15 protein-coding genes are annotated in these 18,594 nt (G+C 63.5%); 4 read left to right on the top strand and 11 right to left on the bottom strand.

Annotation, left to right across the window (positions count from 1 at the left end; translation table 11 throughout):
* Positions 1-36: 36 nt before the first annotated feature.
* The 6 genes from B0G82_RS30910 to B0G82_RS30885 all read right to left on the bottom strand — a co-directional run bounded on the left by B0G82_RS30910 (position 37) and on the right by B0G82_RS30885 (position 9,041).
* Positions 37-1,494 carry a heavy metal sensor histidine kinase gene (locus tag B0G82_RS30910; RefSeq protein ID WP_121310088.1) on the bottom strand — a complete coding sequence of 486 codons (1,458 nt, stop codon included), beginning with the start codon at positions 1,492-1,494 and terminating at the stop codon, positions 37-39.
* Positions 1,491-2,177: a heavy metal response regulator transcription factor gene (locus B0G82_RS30905; protein ID WP_064269182.1), complete on the bottom strand. Its 687-nt coding sequence runs from the start codon at positions 2,175-2,177 to the stop codon at positions 1,491-1,493. The genes B0G82_RS30910 and B0G82_RS30905 overlap by 4 nt, the downstream gene beginning before the upstream one ends.
* A gap of 112 nt (positions 2,178-2,289) precedes the next feature.
* Entirely contained in the window at positions 2,290-3,786 is a 1,497-nt protein-coding gene (locus B0G82_RS30900) for an efflux transporter outer membrane subunit (protein ID WP_121310087.1), read from the bottom strand.
* Positions 3,783-5,006 (bottom strand): efflux RND transporter periplasmic adaptor subunit, encoded by a 1,224-nt coding sequence (locus B0G82_RS30895; protein ID WP_121310086.1) that lies wholly within the window; start codon positions 5,004-5,006, stop codon positions 3,783-3,785. The genes B0G82_RS30900 and B0G82_RS30895 overlap by 4 nt, the downstream gene beginning before the upstream one ends.
* A gap of 48 nt (positions 5,007-5,054) precedes the next feature.
* Positions 5,055-8,285, bottom strand: a complete 3,231-nt coding sequence (locus B0G82_RS30890; protein ID WP_121310085.1) for an efflux RND transporter permease subunit — start codon at positions 8,283-8,285, stop codon at positions 5,055-5,057.
* A gap of 321 nt (positions 8,286-8,606) precedes the next feature.
* Entirely contained in the window at positions 8,607-9,041 is a 435-nt protein-coding gene (locus tag B0G82_RS30885; RefSeq protein WP_012427720.1) for a VOC family protein, read from the bottom strand.
* 144 nt (positions 9,042-9,185) lie between these two features.
* Here B0G82_RS30885 and B0G82_RS30880 point away from each other — a divergent pair, with 144 nt between their 5' ends.
* The 3 genes from B0G82_RS30880 to B0G82_RS30870 all read left to right on the top strand — a co-directional run bounded on the left by B0G82_RS30880 (position 9,186) and on the right by B0G82_RS30870 (position 11,290).
* Entirely contained in the window at positions 9,186-10,070 is an 885-nt protein-coding gene (locus B0G82_RS30880) for a LysR family transcriptional regulator (protein WP_121310084.1), read from the top strand.
* Positions 10,071-10,234: 164 nt separating this feature from the next.
* Positions 10,235-10,873 carry a LysE family translocator gene (locus B0G82_RS30875; protein WP_121310083.1) on the top strand — a complete coding sequence of 213 codons (639 nt, stop codon included), beginning with the start codon at positions 10,235-10,237 and terminating at the stop codon, positions 10,871-10,873.
* Positions 10,874-10,942: 69 nt separating this feature from the next.
* Positions 10,943-11,290: a hypothetical protein gene (locus B0G82_RS30870; RefSeq protein ID WP_121310082.1), complete on the top strand. Its 348-nt coding sequence runs from the start codon at positions 10,943-10,945 to the stop codon at positions 11,288-11,290.
* Between the two features lie 49 nt (positions 11,291-11,339).
* Here B0G82_RS30870 and B0G82_RS30865 read toward each other — a convergent pair whose 3' ends face one another.
* The gene (locus B0G82_RS30865) at positions 11,340-13,052 is read right to left on the bottom strand and encodes a SulP family inorganic anion transporter (RefSeq protein WP_121310081.1); all 1,713 of its coding nucleotides are present in this window, start codon (positions 13,050-13,052) and stop codon (positions 11,340-11,342) included.
* Between the two features lie 491 nt (positions 13,053-13,543).
* Here B0G82_RS30865 and B0G82_RS30860 point away from each other — a divergent pair, with 491 nt between their 5' ends.
* On the top strand, positions 13,544-14,401 hold the full coding sequence (locus B0G82_RS30860) for a PA4780 family RIO1-like protein kinase (protein WP_121310080.1): 858 nt from the start codon (positions 13,544-13,546) through the stop codon (positions 14,399-14,401).
* 63 nt (positions 14,402-14,464) lie between these two features.
* Here the strand turns inward: B0G82_RS30860 and B0G82_RS30855 are convergent, their stop codons facing one another.
* The 4 genes from B0G82_RS30855 to B0G82_RS30840 are packed head-to-tail and all read right to left on the bottom strand — an operon-like array spanning position 14,465 to position 18,588.
* The gene (locus B0G82_RS30855) at positions 14,465-15,508 is read right to left on the bottom strand and encodes a substrate-binding domain-containing protein (RefSeq protein WP_121310079.1); all 1,044 of its coding nucleotides are present in this window, start codon (positions 15,506-15,508) and stop codon (positions 14,465-14,467) included.
* Positions 15,509-15,558: 50 nt separating this feature from the next.
* Positions 15,559-16,722 (bottom strand): ABC transporter ATP-binding protein, encoded by a 1,164-nt coding sequence (locus tag B0G82_RS30850; RefSeq protein ID WP_199730190.1) that lies wholly within the window; start codon positions 16,720-16,722, stop codon positions 15,559-15,561.
* A gap of 4 nt (positions 16,723-16,726) precedes the next feature.
* A complete protein-coding gene (locus tag B0G82_RS30845; protein ID WP_121310078.1) occupies positions 16,727-17,644 on the bottom strand; it encodes a carbohydrate ABC transporter permease in 918 nt (305 codons plus the stop codon).
* Positions 17,644-18,588, bottom strand: coding sequence for a sugar ABC transporter permease (locus B0G82_RS30840; RefSeq protein WP_121310950.1), 945 nt, complete (start codon positions 18,586-18,588; stop codon positions 17,644-17,646). The genes B0G82_RS30845 and B0G82_RS30840 overlap by 1 nt, the downstream gene beginning before the upstream one ends.
* Between the last annotated feature and the right edge of the window lie 6 nt (positions 18,589-18,594).

The following is an 18,594-nucleotide window of genomic DNA, read 5'->3' as shown; positions in this document are numbered from 1 at the left end:
AGATGACCTTCGAACGCCGCTGCGGTGTCTGGCGATTCAGGCTGACTTGCTCTTCACCAGTGGCGGATAACCGGTTCCGTCAGCAGCCGCACCCGGATTCGAGCGCGCCGCCGGCACGCCGGCTTCCGTCGGCGAAACCGCCGCGACCGAAAACACAAAGGTGTTGATGCCGTGCGCGCTTTGCGCCGACACGCTACCGCGATGCATCTCCGCGATCGCCTTCACGATCGCGAGCCCGAGGCCGTGATTTTCGCGGCTATTCGTGCGTGAGACTTCCGCGCGGTAGAAGCGGTCGAACAGATGTTCAAGCACATCCGGCGAGATCGGCTCACCGGGATTGGCCACCGCCACGCGCACCTGACTCTCGTCACTTACGATCGTCACGCTGATCTCGGCGTCCGGCTCGCAATGCTGGATAGCGTTCATCAGCAGATTCGTGCAGGCGCGGCCGAACAGCGAGCGGTTCACGCGCGCCAGGGCGTCGCCGCGCAAGTGTGCCCGTACCCGCGCTTCTTCGAGCGGTATCTCCAGAAACTCCAGCGTATGCGCGACTTCCGCGGCCAGCGACACGTCGACGAGACCCGTTGCGCGCTCGCCCTGATCGGCGCGGGCCAGAAACAGCATGTCGTTGATGATCGCCCGCATGCGCTCGTATTCTTCGAGATTCGATTGCAACGTGTGGCGCAAATCGTCGACCGAGCGATTGCGTGTCAACGCGACTTCCGTCTGGCCAATCAGAATCGTCACCGGCGTGCGCAGTTCGTGGGCCACATCCGCATTGAACGATTCCAGGCGTCCATACGCGCCGTCGAGCCGCTCTAATGCACCATTGAAGGAGTTGGCCAGGTCGTTCAGTTCGAGCGGCAGCGAGGCCGTATTCAGACGCTGCGAGCGGTTATTCGGACTCACGGCGGAAGCGTCGCGCGTGAGACGCGTGAGCGGCGCGAGACCGAGCCGCGTGACCGAATAGCTAAGCAGCAACACGCCAAGACTGCCGAGCGCCGACAGCGCGGCGAGCGCCGAGCCGAACACGCGCATGGTGCGCACATTGGGCGAATAGCTCGCGGCCACCTGCAACTGCACCGCCGGACGCGCGCCGTAAGCCGGAATTGTCACCGTGGAGCTCAGCATGTCCTGGCCGCCGCCCGCCGGCGTCACGCGTGAATAGCCGCCGGCCCAGCTCGTGACCACCGAGCCGCCGACCGGCGTGCCGTAATGGAAATACGGATCGGTGCTCGACACCGCATATACCGTGCTGCCGTCGCGCGGCGTCATGTCGGTAAGCTTTTCGCGCGCCATGCGCCACTTCTCCGGCGTCACGGCGTGATACACGATGATGCGCGCAATCTGCGTGCGGTCGTCGAGCGACTCCCGCAGATGGTGTTCGAGCTGCGTGCGCAGCACCAGAAAGAGCCCCGTGCCGACCAGCGTGAAGACGAACAGCGCGACCAACGCGAACATCAACGCAAGGCGCCGGGCAATCGACCTGTTCATGGCTGCTCCGCCTCTTCACGCACTTCGAGCACGTACCCCATGCCGCGCACAGTGTGCAGCAGTTTGGAGGGGAATGGGCCGTCGAGCTTGGCGCGCAATCGTTTGATCGCGGTCTCGACCACGTTGGTATGGCTGTCGAAGTTGACGTCCCAGACGAGTTCGGTAATCGCCGTCTTCGACAGAATGTCGCCTTGCCGGCGCGCCAGCACGCTGAGCAGCTGGAATTCCTTGGCGGTGAGATCGAGGCGCACGCCGTCGCGCGTCGCGCGCCGGCCGATCAGATCGACGAACAGATCGCCGACGGAAATCAGCGTCGACTCCTGCGAACGCGTGCGGCGCGCGAGCGCATGAAGCCGCTCGACAAGTTCGAGAAACGAAAAGGGTTTGGTGAGGTAGTCGTCGGCGCCTTCGCGCAGGCCGCGCACGCGGTCGTTCACGTGATCGCGCGCGGTGAGCATGATGACCGGCGTGGACTTGCGCATACGCAGCGCCTTCAGCACGCTGAAGCCGTCGCGTTTGGGCAGCATCACGTCGAGGACGATCACGTCGTAATCGAATTCGGTGGCCAGATGCATGCCTTCCTCGCCGTCGAGCGCGACGTCGACGACCCACCCCTGCTCTGTCAAACCGGAGCGCAGGTAGTCCACCACCTTGTGCTCGTCTTCAACAATCAGCAATTTCATGCGCGTCCCCTTGTATGTGCATTATACGAAACGCCTTGCAATCGTCTTGCGCACCGCCGCGCGCTCCCGCTGCTGCCCCTGCTGCTGCCCTGCTGCTTCATGATCCGCCAGCTCACCGCGCGGGAGCCATCGCCTCCTTCGTGTCGCTGGGCTGCGTGCCCGCGGGCGTATTCGACATGTCCGTGCCGACGTCCCAGCCGCCGCCGAGCGCCTTCACGAGCGAGACCGACAGCGTCATCTGCTGGCCGTGAATCTGCACGTCCTGGCGCTCGCTGGTGAGCAGCGACTGCTGGGCGGTGATCACGTCGAGGTACGCGACGAGGCCGCCCGAATAGCGGTCGTTGGCGAGCGCCAGCAGATGCTGCGCATCGGTGACGGCCTCGCTCGACTGCTTCGCCGCGCCGTCCAGCACGGACAGTCCGGTGATGCCGTCCTGCACCTGCTGGAACGCGGTGAGCACGGTCTGGCGGTAGTTCGCCTCGGTGGCCTTGTAGCCTTCGCTCGCGAACTTCACGTTGGCCGCGCGGCGGCCGCCGTCGAACAGCACCTGGCTGACTGCCGCGCCGAGCGTCCACATCAGCGTCGGCGCGCTCAGCAGACTGGCGAACTGCGTGCTTTCCCAACCGATGCTCGGCGCCAGCGTGAGACTCGGGAAGAACGCCGCCCTGGCGACGCCGATCTGCGCGTTCGCCGCGGCCATCGCGCGCTCCGCCGAGGCGACATCCGGCCGTCGCTGCAACACGTCGCTGGGCACGCCGAGCGGAATCGACGGAACCTGAACCGCGAGCACCTTGGGCTCGATCGAAAACTGCGGCGCGGGCACGCCGACCAGAGCAGCAATCGCATGTTCGAACTGCGCCCGCTGATTCAGCAGCAGTTGCGCCTGCACGCGCGTCGAGTCGAGCAGCGACTTCTGTTGCAGCACGTCGAGCCCGGACACCGAACCGAGATCATGTTCCGTGGTGACGTAGTCGAGCGCCTTCTGCTGCAGTTTCACCGACCGATTCAGTACGTCGATCTCGGCGTCGAGTTCACGCAGCGAGAAATAGTCGCTGGCGAGATCGGTGGTGAGCACGAGCCGCGCGTTGGCCAGATCGTCCGCCGATTGCTGCGCGGAAGCCGCCGCGCCTTCCACTTCGCGACGTATCCGGCCGAATAGATCGGTGTCGTAGCTGATCGTGGGGCCGAGCTGCACATTGTTTTGCACCGTCGACGTCGTGGGCGTGCCGTAATTCGTCTGTGGACGGTTCTGCGAAATCCGGAAGCGCGATCCCTGCGCCGCGAAATCGACTTCGGGAATTTGCTGGGCGCGGTTATTCGCGAGCGTCGCCCGGGCCTGCTCGTAGTGTGCGCTGGCCGCGACCAGCGTCTGATTCTGCGCGAGCGCCTGCGTTTCCAGCGTGGCGAGCGTCGGATCGCTGAACGCGCTCCACCAGTCCGGCGAAATCGGTGCATGAGACGGCACGGCCACGCGCCAGTACGAATCGGTTTGCCAGCTGGGCGGCACCTCGGCCTGCGGCCTTTCGTAATTCGGCCCGACCGTGCACGCGACCAGCAGCGCCGCGCCCGCCAGCGTCGTCAGCGCACGGCATGTGGCCACGTGCTTCACGACGCTCCCTTGCCGTTGGTTAGCGGCTGCTGGATCTGCACGTGATCGCCGTCCGCGATCGAATCGCTCGGGTTGATGATGATCTTGTCGTTCGCCTCGATGCCGCTTTCGATTTCAAGCGACTGTCCGAGATCCTGCGCGATCACGATCTTGTGCAACTGCACGTTGCCCTTTGCATCGACCACCGCGACGCGCGGGCCTTCGGCACGAAACAGCAAAGCATTGCCCGGCACCGTCAATCGCGCATGCGCTAAAGTCGGCACCGCGACCTGAACATACGCGCCGGGGCGCAGCTTGTCGTCCGGATTCGGCAAGGTCACTTCGACCTGCAGCGAACGGGTGGGCACGTCGATCGCACCGGAAATGTGCGTGATCGTTCCGTGGAATTGCTGGCCCGGCAGCTCGGCCTGCGTCACCACCACCTTCTGTCCCGCCGACACGTTTTGCGCGTACGCCTGCGGCAATTGCACATAAACGCGCAGCGGGTCCGACTGCGCGAGCGCGAAGAGCGCGCGGCTCGTGCCGCTGCCCGCGTCGATCAGGTCGCCGACATCCACATTGCGTTGCGTGACCACGCCCGCGAACGGCGCGACGATCCGCTTGAACGATTCGAGCTGCTGCAGGCGCTTGACGTTGGCGTCGGCGGCGGCGAGATTGGCGACGTCTTGCGTATAAGTGCTCTGCCGTTCGTCGAGTTCCTGTTGCGAAACCGCATCGCGCTGACGCAATTGCTGCCAGCGGTCCAGTGAGCTCTTCGCGAGGCCGAGGCTCGAACTGGTTTGCTGGCGCTGCGCCAAAGCCTGCGCGAGTTCCTGATCGATTTCCGGCGTATCCAGATCGGCGAGCAACTGGCCCTGCTTCACTCGCGCGCCGATATCGGCGTACCAGTGCAGCAGATAACCAGTGGAGCGCGCAAAGATCGGCGATTCGACGTAGCCGCGCAGCGTGCCCGGCAGCAAGGTATCGCCGCCGCCTTCGGTCTGGGTCGGGCTCACCACGTTCACATACTGCGTAGCGTTCTGCTTCGTGGTCTCCGCCACCGAACGGTTTTGCATGACGTTGGCGATCACGGTGCGCAAGGCCCCGACGGCCAGCAGCGCCAGCACGATCCACACGGCGATTTTGGCGCGCTTCCATTCTTGATGGCGCGGTGGCAAGGCGTGGCCGCCTTCCGTCTCTCGCGCAGGAATCGCTAGCGATGCATGAGTTTTTTCGGTCATCTCAGTCAGCCATCTCAGTCAGCCATATCAGTCAGCCGTCATTTAACTTTACGCGGGCTTGCCAGCGCCGCCGTGCTCGGGCGCGGGGCCGTCGTCGTGGGAACCCGTGTGATTCGCGCCGCCATGGTCATCGTCGCCGCGGTGGCGGCGCGCGAGGCGGGAGTGAATCGCAGCGAACACCAGCGGCACGAAAAACAGTGTGGACACAGTGGCGAACAGCAAGCCGCCGATCACCGCGCGGCCGAGCGGCGCATTCTGCTCGGCGCCTTCGCCCAGGCCGAGCGCCATCGGAATCATGCCGATAATCATCGCGAAGGCCGTCATCAGTACCGGCCTGATCCGGCTTGCGCCGGCTTCGAGCGCGGCTGTCAGCGGCGGTCCGCCGGCGGACAGACGCTGGCGCGCGAACGACACCATCAGAATACTGTTGGCGGTAGCCACGCCCATGGTCATGATCGCGCCGGTCAAGGCCGGCACGCTCAGGTGCGTGCCGGTCAGGAACAGCATCCACACAATGCCCGCCAGCGCCGCGGGCAACGCGCTGACGATGATCAGCGGATCGACCCACGACTGGAAGTTCACGACGATCAGCAGGTACACCAGCACGATCGCCATCGCTACGCCAAGTCCCAGACCGAAGAACGAACTGCGCATGGTCTGCACCTGGCCGCGCACCGTAATCTGACTGCCGCGCGGCAGCGACGCGCGCACGTTGTCCACCAGCTTGTCGACCTGATTCGCCACACTGCCCAGGTCGCGCTTCTCGACGCTCACATACAGATCGATCACCGGCCTGATGTTGTAGTGCGTGACTTCGGCGAACTGCGTCTGCGGTGCGACCCGCACCAGGTTGCCGAGCAGTTGCGTCGGGCCGTTGGCCGAACCGGAGACCGGCGTGCGCAACAGTTCGTCGATCGACGACACCTGGTACTGCGGCGTTTGCACCGCGACGTTGTATTCCACGCCGTTGCGGTTGTTGAACCAGAAACCCGGCGATGTTTGCGAACTGCCCGACAAGGAAATGAGCACGTTTTGCGCCACATTGCTCGCGCTCAGATTGAGTTGCTGAAGCCGCGTGCGGTCCATCTGAAGATTGATCGCCGGTTCATCCAGTTTCTGCTGGATGTGCGTGTCCACGGTGCCGGGAATCATGCGCACCTGTTTCAGCAGTTTGCGCGCAACGTCGAAGTTGCCCTCCTGATTCGCGCCGGAAATCTGCACGTCAACGGCAGCAGGCAAACCGAAGTTGAGAATCTGTGTGACGATGTCGGCCGGCTGGAAGAAAAACTCGACGCCCGGAAAGCGCTGCGGCAGAATCGCGCGCAGTTTGTCCATGTAGATTTGCGTGGGCTTGTGATCTTCATTGAGCGCCACCTGGATCTCGCCGTCGAGCGTGCCGATCGTGCCCGCATTGCTATACGAAAGGTTGATGCCGCTATAGGGCAAACCGAGGTTGTCGAGAATCGTGCCGAGTTCTTTCCGCGGCACGACTTCGCGGATCACCTTTTCGACTTCGTCGGCGAGACGCGCGGTTTCCTCGATGCGCGTGCCGGTCGGCGCACGCATATGCAGGCGAATGTCGCCGGCGTCCACGCTCGGGAAGAAGTCTTCGCCGAGCACGAAAATCAGGCCCATCGAGACGACGCAAAAGCCGAGGAACACGCTGCCGAACATGCCGCGACGCACCAGCAAGCTGCTCAGAATCATGATGTAGCCGGCGCGCATGCGCTCGAAACCACGATCGAAGCGGTGATAGAGGCGCATGAACAAATTCGGCTTCGCACCCTGCTTCGGCTTGTGCGCGTGCCCCATCAGCAGCATCGCGAGGGTCGGCACCAGCGTACGCGAGAGAATGTACGACGCCAGCATGGCGAACACCACGGCTTCGGCGAGCGGCACGAACAGATAACGCGCCACGCCGGTCAGGAAGAACATCGGCACGAACACGATACAGATACAGAGCGTGGACACCAGCGCCGGAATCGCTATTTCGCCCGCGCCGTCGAGAATCGCGTCGTGCAGATTCGTGCCCATATGCAGATGCCGTTCGATGTTCTCGATCGTCACCGTGGCATCGTCCACCAGGATCCCCACCGCCAGCGCGAGACCGCCGAGCGTCATGATGTTGATGGTCTGCCCGAGCGCATGCAGCGCGATCAGCGAGGACAGGATCGACAGTGGAATCGAGATCGCGATAATGCAGGTGCTGCGCCAGTTGCCGAGGAACAACAGGATCATCGCGGCGGTCAGCGCGGCGGCGACCAGCGCCTCGCGCACCACGCCCTGCACCGCCGCTTTCACGAACACCGACTGATCGAACAATGCAGTGATTTTCAGATCGGGCGGCAATGCCGCTTGTGCGTTCGGCAGCAGCCCTTTCAGCGTATTCACGATGGAGAGCGTCGACGCGCTGCCGTTCTTGAGCACCGACATCAGCACGCCGCGATGCCCGTCCTGCCGCACGATATTGGTCTGCGGCGAGAAACCGTCGCGCACATGCGCAACTTCACGCAGATACGTGGTCGCGCCGTTGAGCGTGCGCACTGGAATATCGTTGAGCCCTTCCAGCGTGCTGGGCGAGCCGTTCATGTTGATGGTGTATTCCTTCGGTCCGATCTTCGCCGTGCCGGTCGGCAAGATCAGGTTTTGCGCGTTGAACGCGCTAACCACATCGGAAGGCGTCAGGCCTTTGGCAAGCAGCGCGCGCGTGTTCAGGTCGACCGAGATCAGCCGCGACTTGCCGCCATACGGATACGGCACGGCCGCGCCGGGAATCGTCACGAGTTGCGGGCGCAGAAAGTTCAGCGCCGTATCGTTGAGCGCCTGCTCGGAGAGTTTCGGGCTCGACAGGCCGAGCTGGATCACCGGAATGCTGGAAGCCGAATAGCTGATCACGAGCGGCGGCGTGGCGCCCGGCGGCATCTGCTTGAGCTGCGCCTGTTCGACGGCCACCGTTTGCGCGATCGCAGTCTGAATGTTCGCGTTCGGCTGCAGGAACACCTTCAGGATCGTGATGCCCGCGAGCGATTGCGATTCGATGTGCTCGATGTCGTTGACCGTGGTGGTCAGACTGCGCTCGTTGACCGAGGTGATGCGGTTGGCCATGTCCTGGGCCGACAAGCCCGTGTAGGTCCAGATGATACTGACCACCGGAATATTGATTTCCGGCAGCACGTCGACCGGCGTGGTGAACAGCACGTACGGTGTCGCCAGCAAGATCAGAATGGCCATCACGATGAACGTGTAGGGCCGCTTAAGCGCAACGTTGACGATCCACATGAAACGCGCCCGAATGAATGCAGGTAAGGGATGGTGAATCAGCGCTTATGCTAGATCGCTAGCACCAACACCTGCATGGCGCCAAAATGGCGGAATTGTCAGGAAGGCTAACGTAAGGAAAAACGGTGCTTGAACTGTGTGGAGTTTGCCGGCAAGCAAACGTTTGATAAGAGAAGATAGCCGGAATTGGGGTGCCGCTTCAATGCGATGTCACGCGAGCGCGTCGCGAAACATCGCACAGACTGGTTTGCGCGAAGCAAATACTTCACGCGCATTCAGAGCCTGGTCGATCCTCGACCCTTTGCCGCGCCGCTACCGGCGTTACTTCGCAAACAGCGCCGACATATCCGCGAACGCCTTGAATTCCAGCGCATTGCCCGACGGGTCGAGGAAGAACATGGTCGCCTGTTCGCCGACTTCACCCTTGAAACGCACATGCGGCTCGATGATGAAGTCGATGCCGGCCGCTTGCAGCTTGTCCGCGGCGGCCTGCCATTGCGCCATCGAGAGCACCGCACCGAAGTGGCGGACCGGCACGGCGTCGCCGTCGACCTTGCTGGTATGACGATGACCGATTTCCTCCGGCGCGAGATGCGCGACGATCTGATGGCCATAGAAATTGAAATCGACCCACGCGTCCGAGCTGCGCCCTTCAGGGCAGCCCAGCAGTTCGCCATAAAACTCGCGCGCGGCGGCAAGGCTATGAACAGGGAACGCCAGATGGAACGGCGGCAAGACGGTATCGGCAACGCTCATGATGGGGAACTCGCTGATTGGAATGGGGTTGAACGTGCAGGCCTTTTGAAAACCTCACGCGTGAAGCAAAGTTTAACCATGACTAAAAATGTTGAAAAACGATATATATTTGATCTGACTAACACCAAATTCGATCAATAAAAAATGCTAAGCGAACTCAAGACTTTCATCGCCGTCAGCCAGTACGGCACGTTTTCGGGTGCCGGCGCGCGCATCGGCCTGACGCAATCCGCCGTGAGCGCGCAAATGCAACGGCTCGAAGAAGAACTCGGCTTCGCGCTCTTCGACCGCACCGGCCGCTCCGCCACACTCAACGACGCCGGCCGCGAAACGCTCACGCTCGCCGAGGAAATGATGACGCTCTACGCGCGGCTTTCCGAACGTGGCGCGGTTGCGGCGGAAAGCGGCATGCTGCGGGTGGGCGCCATTGCGTCCGCCCAAGTGTCGTTTCTCGCCGACGCACTCGCGCGCTTTCGCGACGACCGTCCCGGCTGGCGCATTCGGGTCGTGCCCGGCGTGTCGCTGGGCTTGCTGGGGCAAGTCGATTCCGGCGAACTGGACCTGGCCGTCATCATCAAACCGCCGTTCGCGCTGCCGTCCGAACTCGAATGGCGCACGCTCGTCACCGAGCCGTTCGTGCTGCTCGTGTCCAAGGCGCTCGTGCGCGGCAAGGGCGCGGCGCGGTCCTGGCGCGAACTGCTGCGCAGCGAACCGTTTATCCGCTACGACCGCAGTTCGTTCGGCGGCAGGCTGGTCGACCGGTTTCTGCGGCGCTCGCGGGTCAATGTGCGCGACGTGATCGAGCTGGACGAGTTGCAAGGCATCGTGCAACTGGTCGCGCGCGGCATCGGCGTGGCGCTGCTTCCGAATAGCGCGGGACTCGGCAAATGGCCGGCCGGCGTCGTCGCGCTCGAACTCGGCGAGGCGACGTTTCAGCGGGAAATCGGCCTCGTGCAGCGTCCGCGGCATAGTCGCCAGGCGGTGGCCGGCGCGCTCGCGGATTGCATCGGCATGGCAGCCGGTGCGTGAGCCCAAGCCGCCGCGTCCACGCGATTGTGCTGTTGCTGGAGCAACGAACTGTATCTGTGAGATTCTTCCGCCCACGCGCAAAATTTGCGTTCGCGCGACGACTCGCGCTCCTTACCCGTGTGCGCTGCGAGCCGCACGCCCTGCCCGCCGCCAAGGTCCAGCCCATGATCACCAGCAGCTTCCTCACCGCCGATGTCCTGATCGCCTACAGCGCCTACTTCGTCGGTACGGCGAGCCCCGGGCCCAGTAATCTCGCGATCATGTCGCTGGCGATGAGCGCGGGCCGCCGTTCCGCGCTCACCTTCGCGCTCGGCGTGGTGTCGGGTTCGTACTTCTGGGCGCTGCTGGCGTCACTGGGTTTGTCGGCCGTACTCGCCACTTATTCGGAATGTCTGGTGGCGATCAAGATTGCCGGCGGTCTGTATCTGTTGTGGCTCGGCTTCAAATCCGCGCGCTCCGCGTTTCGTCCCAAGGCATTGCCCACGGGCGCGGCGCGTGACAGCGAACCACTCAAGCGTCTCTATCTGCGCGGCCTGCTGCTGCATCTCACCAATCCGAAAGCGATTCTGGTGTGGCTCTCGATCGTCTCGCTGGCCATGTCGCCGGCCGGCGGCACCTCGCATACCGCGCCGGTGGTGTTCGGCTGCATGTGCATCGGCGTGTCGGTGTTCAGCAGCTATGCGGTGCTGTTTTCGACCGCTTCCGCACGGCGCATCTACGCGTCGATCCGGCGCTGGCTGGACGGCTCGCTCGCCATCATGTTCGGCATTGCCGGCATCAAGCTGCTGACTTCGAAAACCTGAGCGCGTCGGGAGACGCCCGCCGCTCTGCGATACTGTCGCCGTGACAATTGAAGCGGATAGACGAATACGATGAGCGGCGGTAACGAAGTGAATCCGGCAGCGCAGCGCTCGCCATGGCGCAAGCGGCTCTACCTCGCGGGCATCACGGCATTCGTGGCCGGCGTGGTTCTGGCCGTGATCATCTATGCGACCACGCCGCCGCCGGACAGCGCCGTCTCCATGTACAGCGTGGCCGATCCGCGCTATCAGATCGAATTGCAGCGTATTGGCGGCAATGCGGCGGTGCTGATGGCGCAGCTTCATCAGTGGTTCGACGGGCTGTGGCACGGCACGGCGCTCGCTTATACGGTGGCTGTGCTGGGTGCTGTTATCGCGGGCGTGTGTTTCTTCATCGGCTATTTCTTCGCTGACGAATAGCCGCCACACCAGAAGCTGCGCATTGCGCTGCCCTCGCGCAATCCCGCGCTTACGTGGCCTCTTTCACATGCCGGTCGGGCTTCTCCACACCGGCCGTGCGCAGCGCTTCGTGCAATGTGTTGAAAATGCGACCTTCTTCGACGATCGGCGTGATGCCGTGCCGGTCCATGTCCGACCGCAAGTAGGGGTTCACGCGCGCGAACAATACCTCGATGCCCTGGCTTTTCAATGTCTGGCACAACTCGCCGACCGAGCGTGAGGCCGAATAGTCGATGTCGGTGATCGCGCTTGCGTCGATCACGAAACAGCGCACCTTGCTCGGGGCAAGGTCGATCAGGCGCCGGGTATCGTCGACGAAAAAGTGGTCGTTCGCGTAAAACAGATCGGCGCCGAAGCGGTAGACGATCAGGCCCGGCGCGGTCTGGACGCCGGGCACGGCGGGCACCGGCACCCAGACGTCGTCGTCACCGGGGGCGAGAATCATCGTATGCGGACGGTAGCTGTGGCGCACGTGCCGCAGCAGCGAGAGCGCCACCGCCACCAGAATGCCGTGCTCGACGCCAATCAGCACCACGGCCGCCGCGGTGAACACGGCCAGCGCGAATTCGCCAGGGCTCTCCCGGCGAATCGCGAACAAGGTTTTCAGATTGATCAGGCCGATGGCGATCGTAAACACGATGCTGGCGAGAATGCAGTGCGGCAGATACTGCAAAAAGCGGCTGAAAAACAGCAGCACCGCCACCACCACGGCCGCGAAGACCAACTGCGCAAACTGGCTGCGCGTGCCGGCCAGGTCGGCCATGGCGGTTTGCGTCGGACTGCCGTTCACCACGAAAGCGCCTGAAAACGCCGCCGCCGCGTTGGCCGCGGCGATGCCGAGCAAGTCGGCGTTGGTATCGACGGCTTCGTGGTGACGCTCGGCGAATACGCGGCTCGCGGCGGCGCTCTGCGCGACGATCATCACGAAGCAGGACGCCGCCACGGGCAGCAGATCGAGCATCTGCTGCCACGTCACCGACGGTACGCGCAGCGGTGGCAAGCCGCCCGCCACCGGGCCGAGCACGGCAATGCCGTGGGCCGGAAAGCGATACATATCGCTCGCCGCAATACCCGCCACGACGGCGATCAACGGCACCGGCACGCGTGGCAGAAAGCGTTTGCACGTCAGAATGGCGACGACCACCAGCAGCGAAATGGCGAGCGTCGGCCGATGGACCTGGCTAACTTCGCGCACCACCAGCATGAGCTGATCGACGCTGCGCGCGGCGTGTCCGGGCAAGCCGAGCATGTCGCCGAGCATCGCAATGCCGACCTGCACGCCAACGCCTGCAAGGAAGCCGACCAGCACGGTGCGCGACAGAAAATCGGCGAGAAAGCCCAGTTTGAAAATCCGCGCGATGAACAGCAAGGCAGCGGTCAGCAAGGCGACCATCGCGGCGAGCGCGGCGTATTCAGCGCTGGAGGGCGGCGCCATGGTGGCAAGCCGGCTTGCGAAGATGGTGGCGGTCGCGGAGTCCGCGGCGACGACCAGATGCCGCGAGGCGCCGAAAAACGCAAAGGCGATCAGCGGCAGAAAGACCGTGTACAAGCCCGTCACAGCTGGCATGCCGGCAATACGCGCGTAGCCGAGCACTTGCGGAATATCCATCGACGCAAGCTGCACGCCGGCCAACGCATCGCGCGCCGCCGCGGCGCGGTTCAGAGGAAGGACGCCCTTCAGCACGGCGGGGCGTGCCGTGATAGTCGCCAGAAAATCTCGCATACGCGATACCGCCCTAATCCAGGTTATCGCGCATCGTGCCGCGACTCGGCACTCAAAGGCAAGACCTGTAGCGAGATCGGCTAAAGAAAGAGAACACGCAACACGCGCCCGATTGGCGCTGCGGACAACATCCCGCTGCCTGACTTACCGCTTGAATCGTCCCATCACCGGATGCACGTACCGCGCGAAACCGAACAACGCGGCAATGCAGATCGGACAGGTAATGAAGAACACGGCCAACATCTCGCACCCCGTAACGTCTTGTTCCTGCGAGTTTACGCGATGGGCATGCGAACTGAATGGGGGAAAACAGCAAATGACTGTGTCGGCGATTACAACAAACTCGCGCGAGTCCGCAGCCGTTTCACGGCCGCTTTTTATGCTCGAGGCAGTCTCCCCGTATAATCCCGCATGACCCGAATCCCGCATCACCTGCCCTCGCAGCCGGCCGCTTATCGCCGCCGCGCCGACCACCGCTCTTCGGCGGTCGCATGAAAACCCCGAAACGTCTACTCCCGCTCGTCGAAGAAGGCCTGATCGACGAAGTCATCTCCCAGTTGATGAGCGGCAAGGAAGCCACCGTCTACGTGGTACGCAGCGGCGACGCCACGCGCTGCGCGAAAGTTTACAAGGACGCCAAACAGCGCAGCTTCCGCCAGGCTGCGTCCTACCGCGAAGGCCGCAAGGTCAAGAACAGCCGCCAGCAACGCGCGATGGAAAAAGGCAGCCGCTATGGCCGCGAAGTGCAGGAACAGGCCTGGCAGAACGCCGAAGTCGACGCGCTGTTCCAACTCGCGAACGCGGGCGTGCGCGTGCCGCAGCCTTTTATCTGCACCGACGGCATATTGCTGATGGAGTTGGTGACCGACGCCGACGGCAACGTCGCGCCGCGTCTGAACGATGTCGAGATGACGGAAGAGCGCGCGCTCGAACTGCATGCGCGGCTGGTGAACGAGGTGGTGCGCATGCTGTGCGCCGGCATGATTCACGGCGACCTGTCCGAGTACAACATCCTGCTTGCCGCCGACGGCCCGGTCATCATCGACCTGCCGCAGGCCGTGGATGCCGCCGGCAATCTCGAAGCGCCCGCCATGCTCGAGCGCGACGTCAACAACCTCGCCACGTATTTCGGCCGCTTCGCGCCGGCGTTACTGGAGACTAGTTACGGCAAGGAAATCTGGTCGCTCTACGAAGCGGGCGCATTGCATGTCGACGCGGCGCTGACCGGCCGCGTCGCCCTCGATACCACGCCGATCGATCTGGAAGCCGTGCTTCAGGAACTCGAAGATACGCGGCTCGATGAAGAAGCGCGCCTGCGCTACGAGCAGTCGCTGCGCAGCGGCACCTGAACCTTCACGGGCGGCCGGGCAGCGAGGTCAGCGCTTCCCGCCTCGCCGCCTCACGAGAAGCAGCTACGACGTACTGCTCAACCGCGCCGCCTGCATCGCCCCCTGCGCCGGTCCCACCGACTCCCGCATCGTCACGCTCACCGGAAACTCGCGGAAAATCTCCCACGTAGTCCGGTAGCACTGATTGACCAGCCAGCGCACGGCGTTCTGCGTCAGTTCCGCGGTCGGAATATGCACCGAGGTAAGTCCGGGCGCGGCATACGCGGCCGAATAATCGTCGTCGTAACCGATCACCGAGACTTCACGGGGCACCGAGATCCCCGCCTGGTGAAAACAGGCCAGCGCACTCACCGCCATCGTATCGTTCGCGCAGAACAGACCGGTGAAACGGCGCTTCGTGCCGAGCAGCTTTTGCGCGGCGGCGTAGCCGCCTTCCGGTGAAAAGTCCGATTCGATCAGCGTGACGTCGTCGCGTGCAATGCCCTCGCGCGCCAGCTCGGCGAAAAAGCCCTCCAGACGCATCTGGTTGTCCGAAGAAGTGAAAGGCCCGGAAATCACAGCAATCTCGCGATGCCCGTGATCGAGCAGCGTGCGCGCCGCCAATTCGCCGCCCCGGTGGTGGTCGGCGCAAAACGACGCCTCCGGCAACTGGTCGAACGCGCGGTTCAGAAACACCATTTTCGGGTGCATCTTGTGCAGCATGATCAGGTCTTCGTCGTGCAGATCGTGGCTGATCACCACCACGCCGTCGCAATCGCGGCCGATCAGAAAGCGCACCGCCTCGATGGCCTGCTCGCGCGGCGAGACTTCTCCGCAGCCGGTCGCCACCACCACGTGACGGCGCACCGCGCGCAGTTCCTCGTCGGTCTGTTTGAGGATCGTGCCGTAGTAGGAACCGAAGAACGTCGGCACGAAAATGCCGACCATGCCGAGCGACTGCGTGGCCATGGCCCGGCCGATGGAAGACGGACGAAAGTTCAACTGTTCGATGGCCGCCTTCACGCGCGCGGCGGCATCGGCTGAGATGGGTCCCTTACCTGAAATGGCACGCGAGGCGGTCGACATGCCCACGCCGGCCAGTGCCGCGACATCTTTGAGTGTTGCCACGCGGATCTCCGTCAAGCATGTTGTATTGTCAGCGACGCCGCGTGCCGGCGCTACAAACGCGCGCCGCCCGCTTCGTCGAACAGAGAGACATGGGTACTGTCGAACGAAAACGCCGCGGTTTCCCCTATCGCCACCGGCGTCTTCGTCTGGTCGATCGATGCGACCTGCACTCCATGATAGTCGAGCCAGATGACGCGGTGGTTGCCCATCGGCTCCACCAGCGAAACTTTTGCATGTTCGCTCGCGCCTTCGGCCAGCCGCACGTCTTCGGCCCGCACGCCGAGCACGCACGGCAGGCCGATCGCGGGCACAGTCTTGAACGGGTAAGACGACACGTCGAGCCGCCAACGTTCCGTGCAGAAGTGGAGCGCGCCGTCGTGCGTTTCGAGCGTGCCCTTGAGCAGGTTCATCGCGGGCGTGCCCAGAAACGTCGCGACGAACAGGTTGTCGGGGCGCGCGTAGACTTCGGCGGGCGTGCCGAACTGCTGGATGACGCCACCGCGCATCACCGCCATGCGGGTGGCGAGCGTCATTGCCTCGACCTGATCGTGCGTGACGTAGATCATCGTCGCGCCCAGGCGCTGGTGCAGTTGCTTGAGTTCACGGCGCAGTTCGGTGCGCAATTTGGCGTCGAGATTCGAGAGCGGCTCGTCGAACAGGAACACGTCGGCTTCGCGCACGATCGCCCGGCCGATGGCCACCCGCTGCCGTTGGCCGCCTGACAGTTGCGCCGGTTTGCGCTTGAGCAGCGGTCCGAGTTGCAGCATGTCCGAGGCGCGCGCCACGCGCCGCGCAATCTCCGCCTTCGGCGTGCCGTTGATGCGCAGCGCAAACGACAGGTTGCGCTCCACGCTCATGGTCGGATACAGCGCGTACGACTGGAACACCAGCGCGATGCGCCGGTCTTTCGGGTCGGCCCAGGTCATGTCTTCGCCGGCAATCTCGATGCTGCCATCGGTCACGTCGATCAAGCCGGCAATGCTGTGCAGCAAGGTGGATTTGCCGCAGCCGGACGGTCCGAGCAGCACGACGAATTCGCCGGCCCGCACGTCGAGATGCAGATTCTCGATCACCGTGTTCGCGCCGAGTTGAATCGTCAGATTGCGCACGGCGACGTTGGCCGGATTCGTGAGGCCGGCGGCATCCGCCGCATCGGGACTGCTCGCCACGCCCGCCATGTCCGCCGCGTTTGCCATATTAGCCACGTTTGTCATCGCCCTATCCCTTGACGGCGCCGGATGCAATGCCGCGCACGAACCAGCGGCCCGAAACGAAGTACACCGCGAGCGGCACCATGGAAGTCAGAATGGTCGCCGCCATATTGACGTTATAGAGGCGTTCGCCGGTCGTCGTATTGATGATGTTGTTCAGTTGCACCGTCATCGGCAGATTTTTGGTGCCGGCGAACACGAGGCCGAGAATGAAGTCGTTCCAGATGCCCGTGACCTGCATGATGACCGCCACCACGATGATCGGCGTGGACATGGGCAGCATCAGTTGCAGGAAGATGCGCCAGAAGCCGCCGCCGTCGATGCGCGCCGCCTTGAATAGCTCCTGCGGAATCGACACGTAGTAGTTGCGGAACAGCAGCGTCATGACCGGCATGCCGAAGATGGTGTGAATCACCACGATGCCCGGCAACGAACTGAACAGATGCACGCTCGCCAGCACGCGCACGAGCGGATACACCATCACCTGCACGGGAATGAACGCGCCCATCAGCAGCACGCCGAACAGCAGGCCGGCGCCGCGCGGCCGCCAGAACGACAGCGCGTAGCCGTTCACCGCGCCGATCGCGATCGAGAGAATCGTGCTCGGCACGACAATGCGCACCGAGTTCCAGAAACCGACCTGAATGCCGTTGCAATCGAGCCCGGTGCAGGCGGACTGCCACGCGGCGCTCCACGCGCTGAGCGTGAAATGCGCGGGAAATGCCAGCAGATTGCCGAGGCGGATCTCGCTCATCGGCTTGACCGAAGTGACGAGCATCACGTAAAGCGGCAGCAGGAAGAACAGCGCCGCCGTGAGCAGAAACGCGTAGACGCCGAGCCGCGCCGGGGTGAACGCCGAGCGGCGGCGGCGTGGCTGCGCGCGGCGAGGCGTGCCGCTTTTCAACGGCGGACTGAGCGTGTTCATCACACCTCCTTGCGCAGGGCGGCGCGGCTGCGGGCATAGAAGAACGGCGCGAGAATCGCCAGCACAGTGGCCAGCAACACGATCGACGCCGCCGACGCAAGCCCGATATTGGCGCGGCCGAACAGATAGTCCATGATGAACTTCGCCGGCACTTCACTCGCCGTGCCGGGGCCGCCTTGCGTCATCGCGACCACGGCGTCGTAGAGTTTCACGACCATCACGAACAGCAGCACGAAGGCAGTGGAGATCGACGGTCCTAGCATCGGCACGACGATGCTCACGTAGACGCGCCAGCGCGGAATGCCGTCGATGCGCGCGGCTTTCCACAACTCGTCGTCGATGCCGCGCAGGCCCGCGAGCAATAGCGCCATCACGAGACCCGAGGCCTGCCACACCGTCGCAATCACGATGGTGTAAATCACCCAGTCCTGATCGACGATCCAGTCGAAGCGCGCGTGCGCGAAACCGAGCTTGTGCAGCACGGCTTGCGCGCCCAGTTCAGGGTTCAGGATCCACTGCCAGACGAGCCCCGTCGCCACGAACGACATCGCATACGGATACAGAAACACCGTACGCAACGCGCCTTCGGCGACCACACGCTGATCGATGAAAATCGCCAGCAGCAAACCGATCACCATGCACGCCACGATGAAACACGCGCCGTAGATCACGATGTTCTGCAACGACAGCAGCCAGCGGTCGTTATTGAAGAGACGCGCGTATTGCGTGAAGCCCGCGAAATCGCCGGAAGGAAACGTGCGCGAATTGCTGAGCGACACGCGTGCGGTCCAGACCATCGTGCCCAGATAGGCGAACACGACGGTCAGGACCATCGGCAGCAGCGCCAGCCATGCCGCGAACGGAAAACGCTTCTTGAGCGGCTTTTTGAGCCGCGCCTGGCGAGCCTTGGACGACCCGCCGGCCGGCAGCTTGAGCGCGTGCATGCCGCG

It is taken from the genome of Paraburkholderia sp. BL17N1, from assembly GCF_003634175.1.
Lineage (GTDB): Bacteria > Pseudomonadota > Gammaproteobacteria > Burkholderiales > Burkholderiaceae > Paraburkholderia.
The sequence above is the reverse complement of the archived record's forward strand: the minus strand, read 5'-3'. Positions and strand labels throughout refer to the sequence as shown.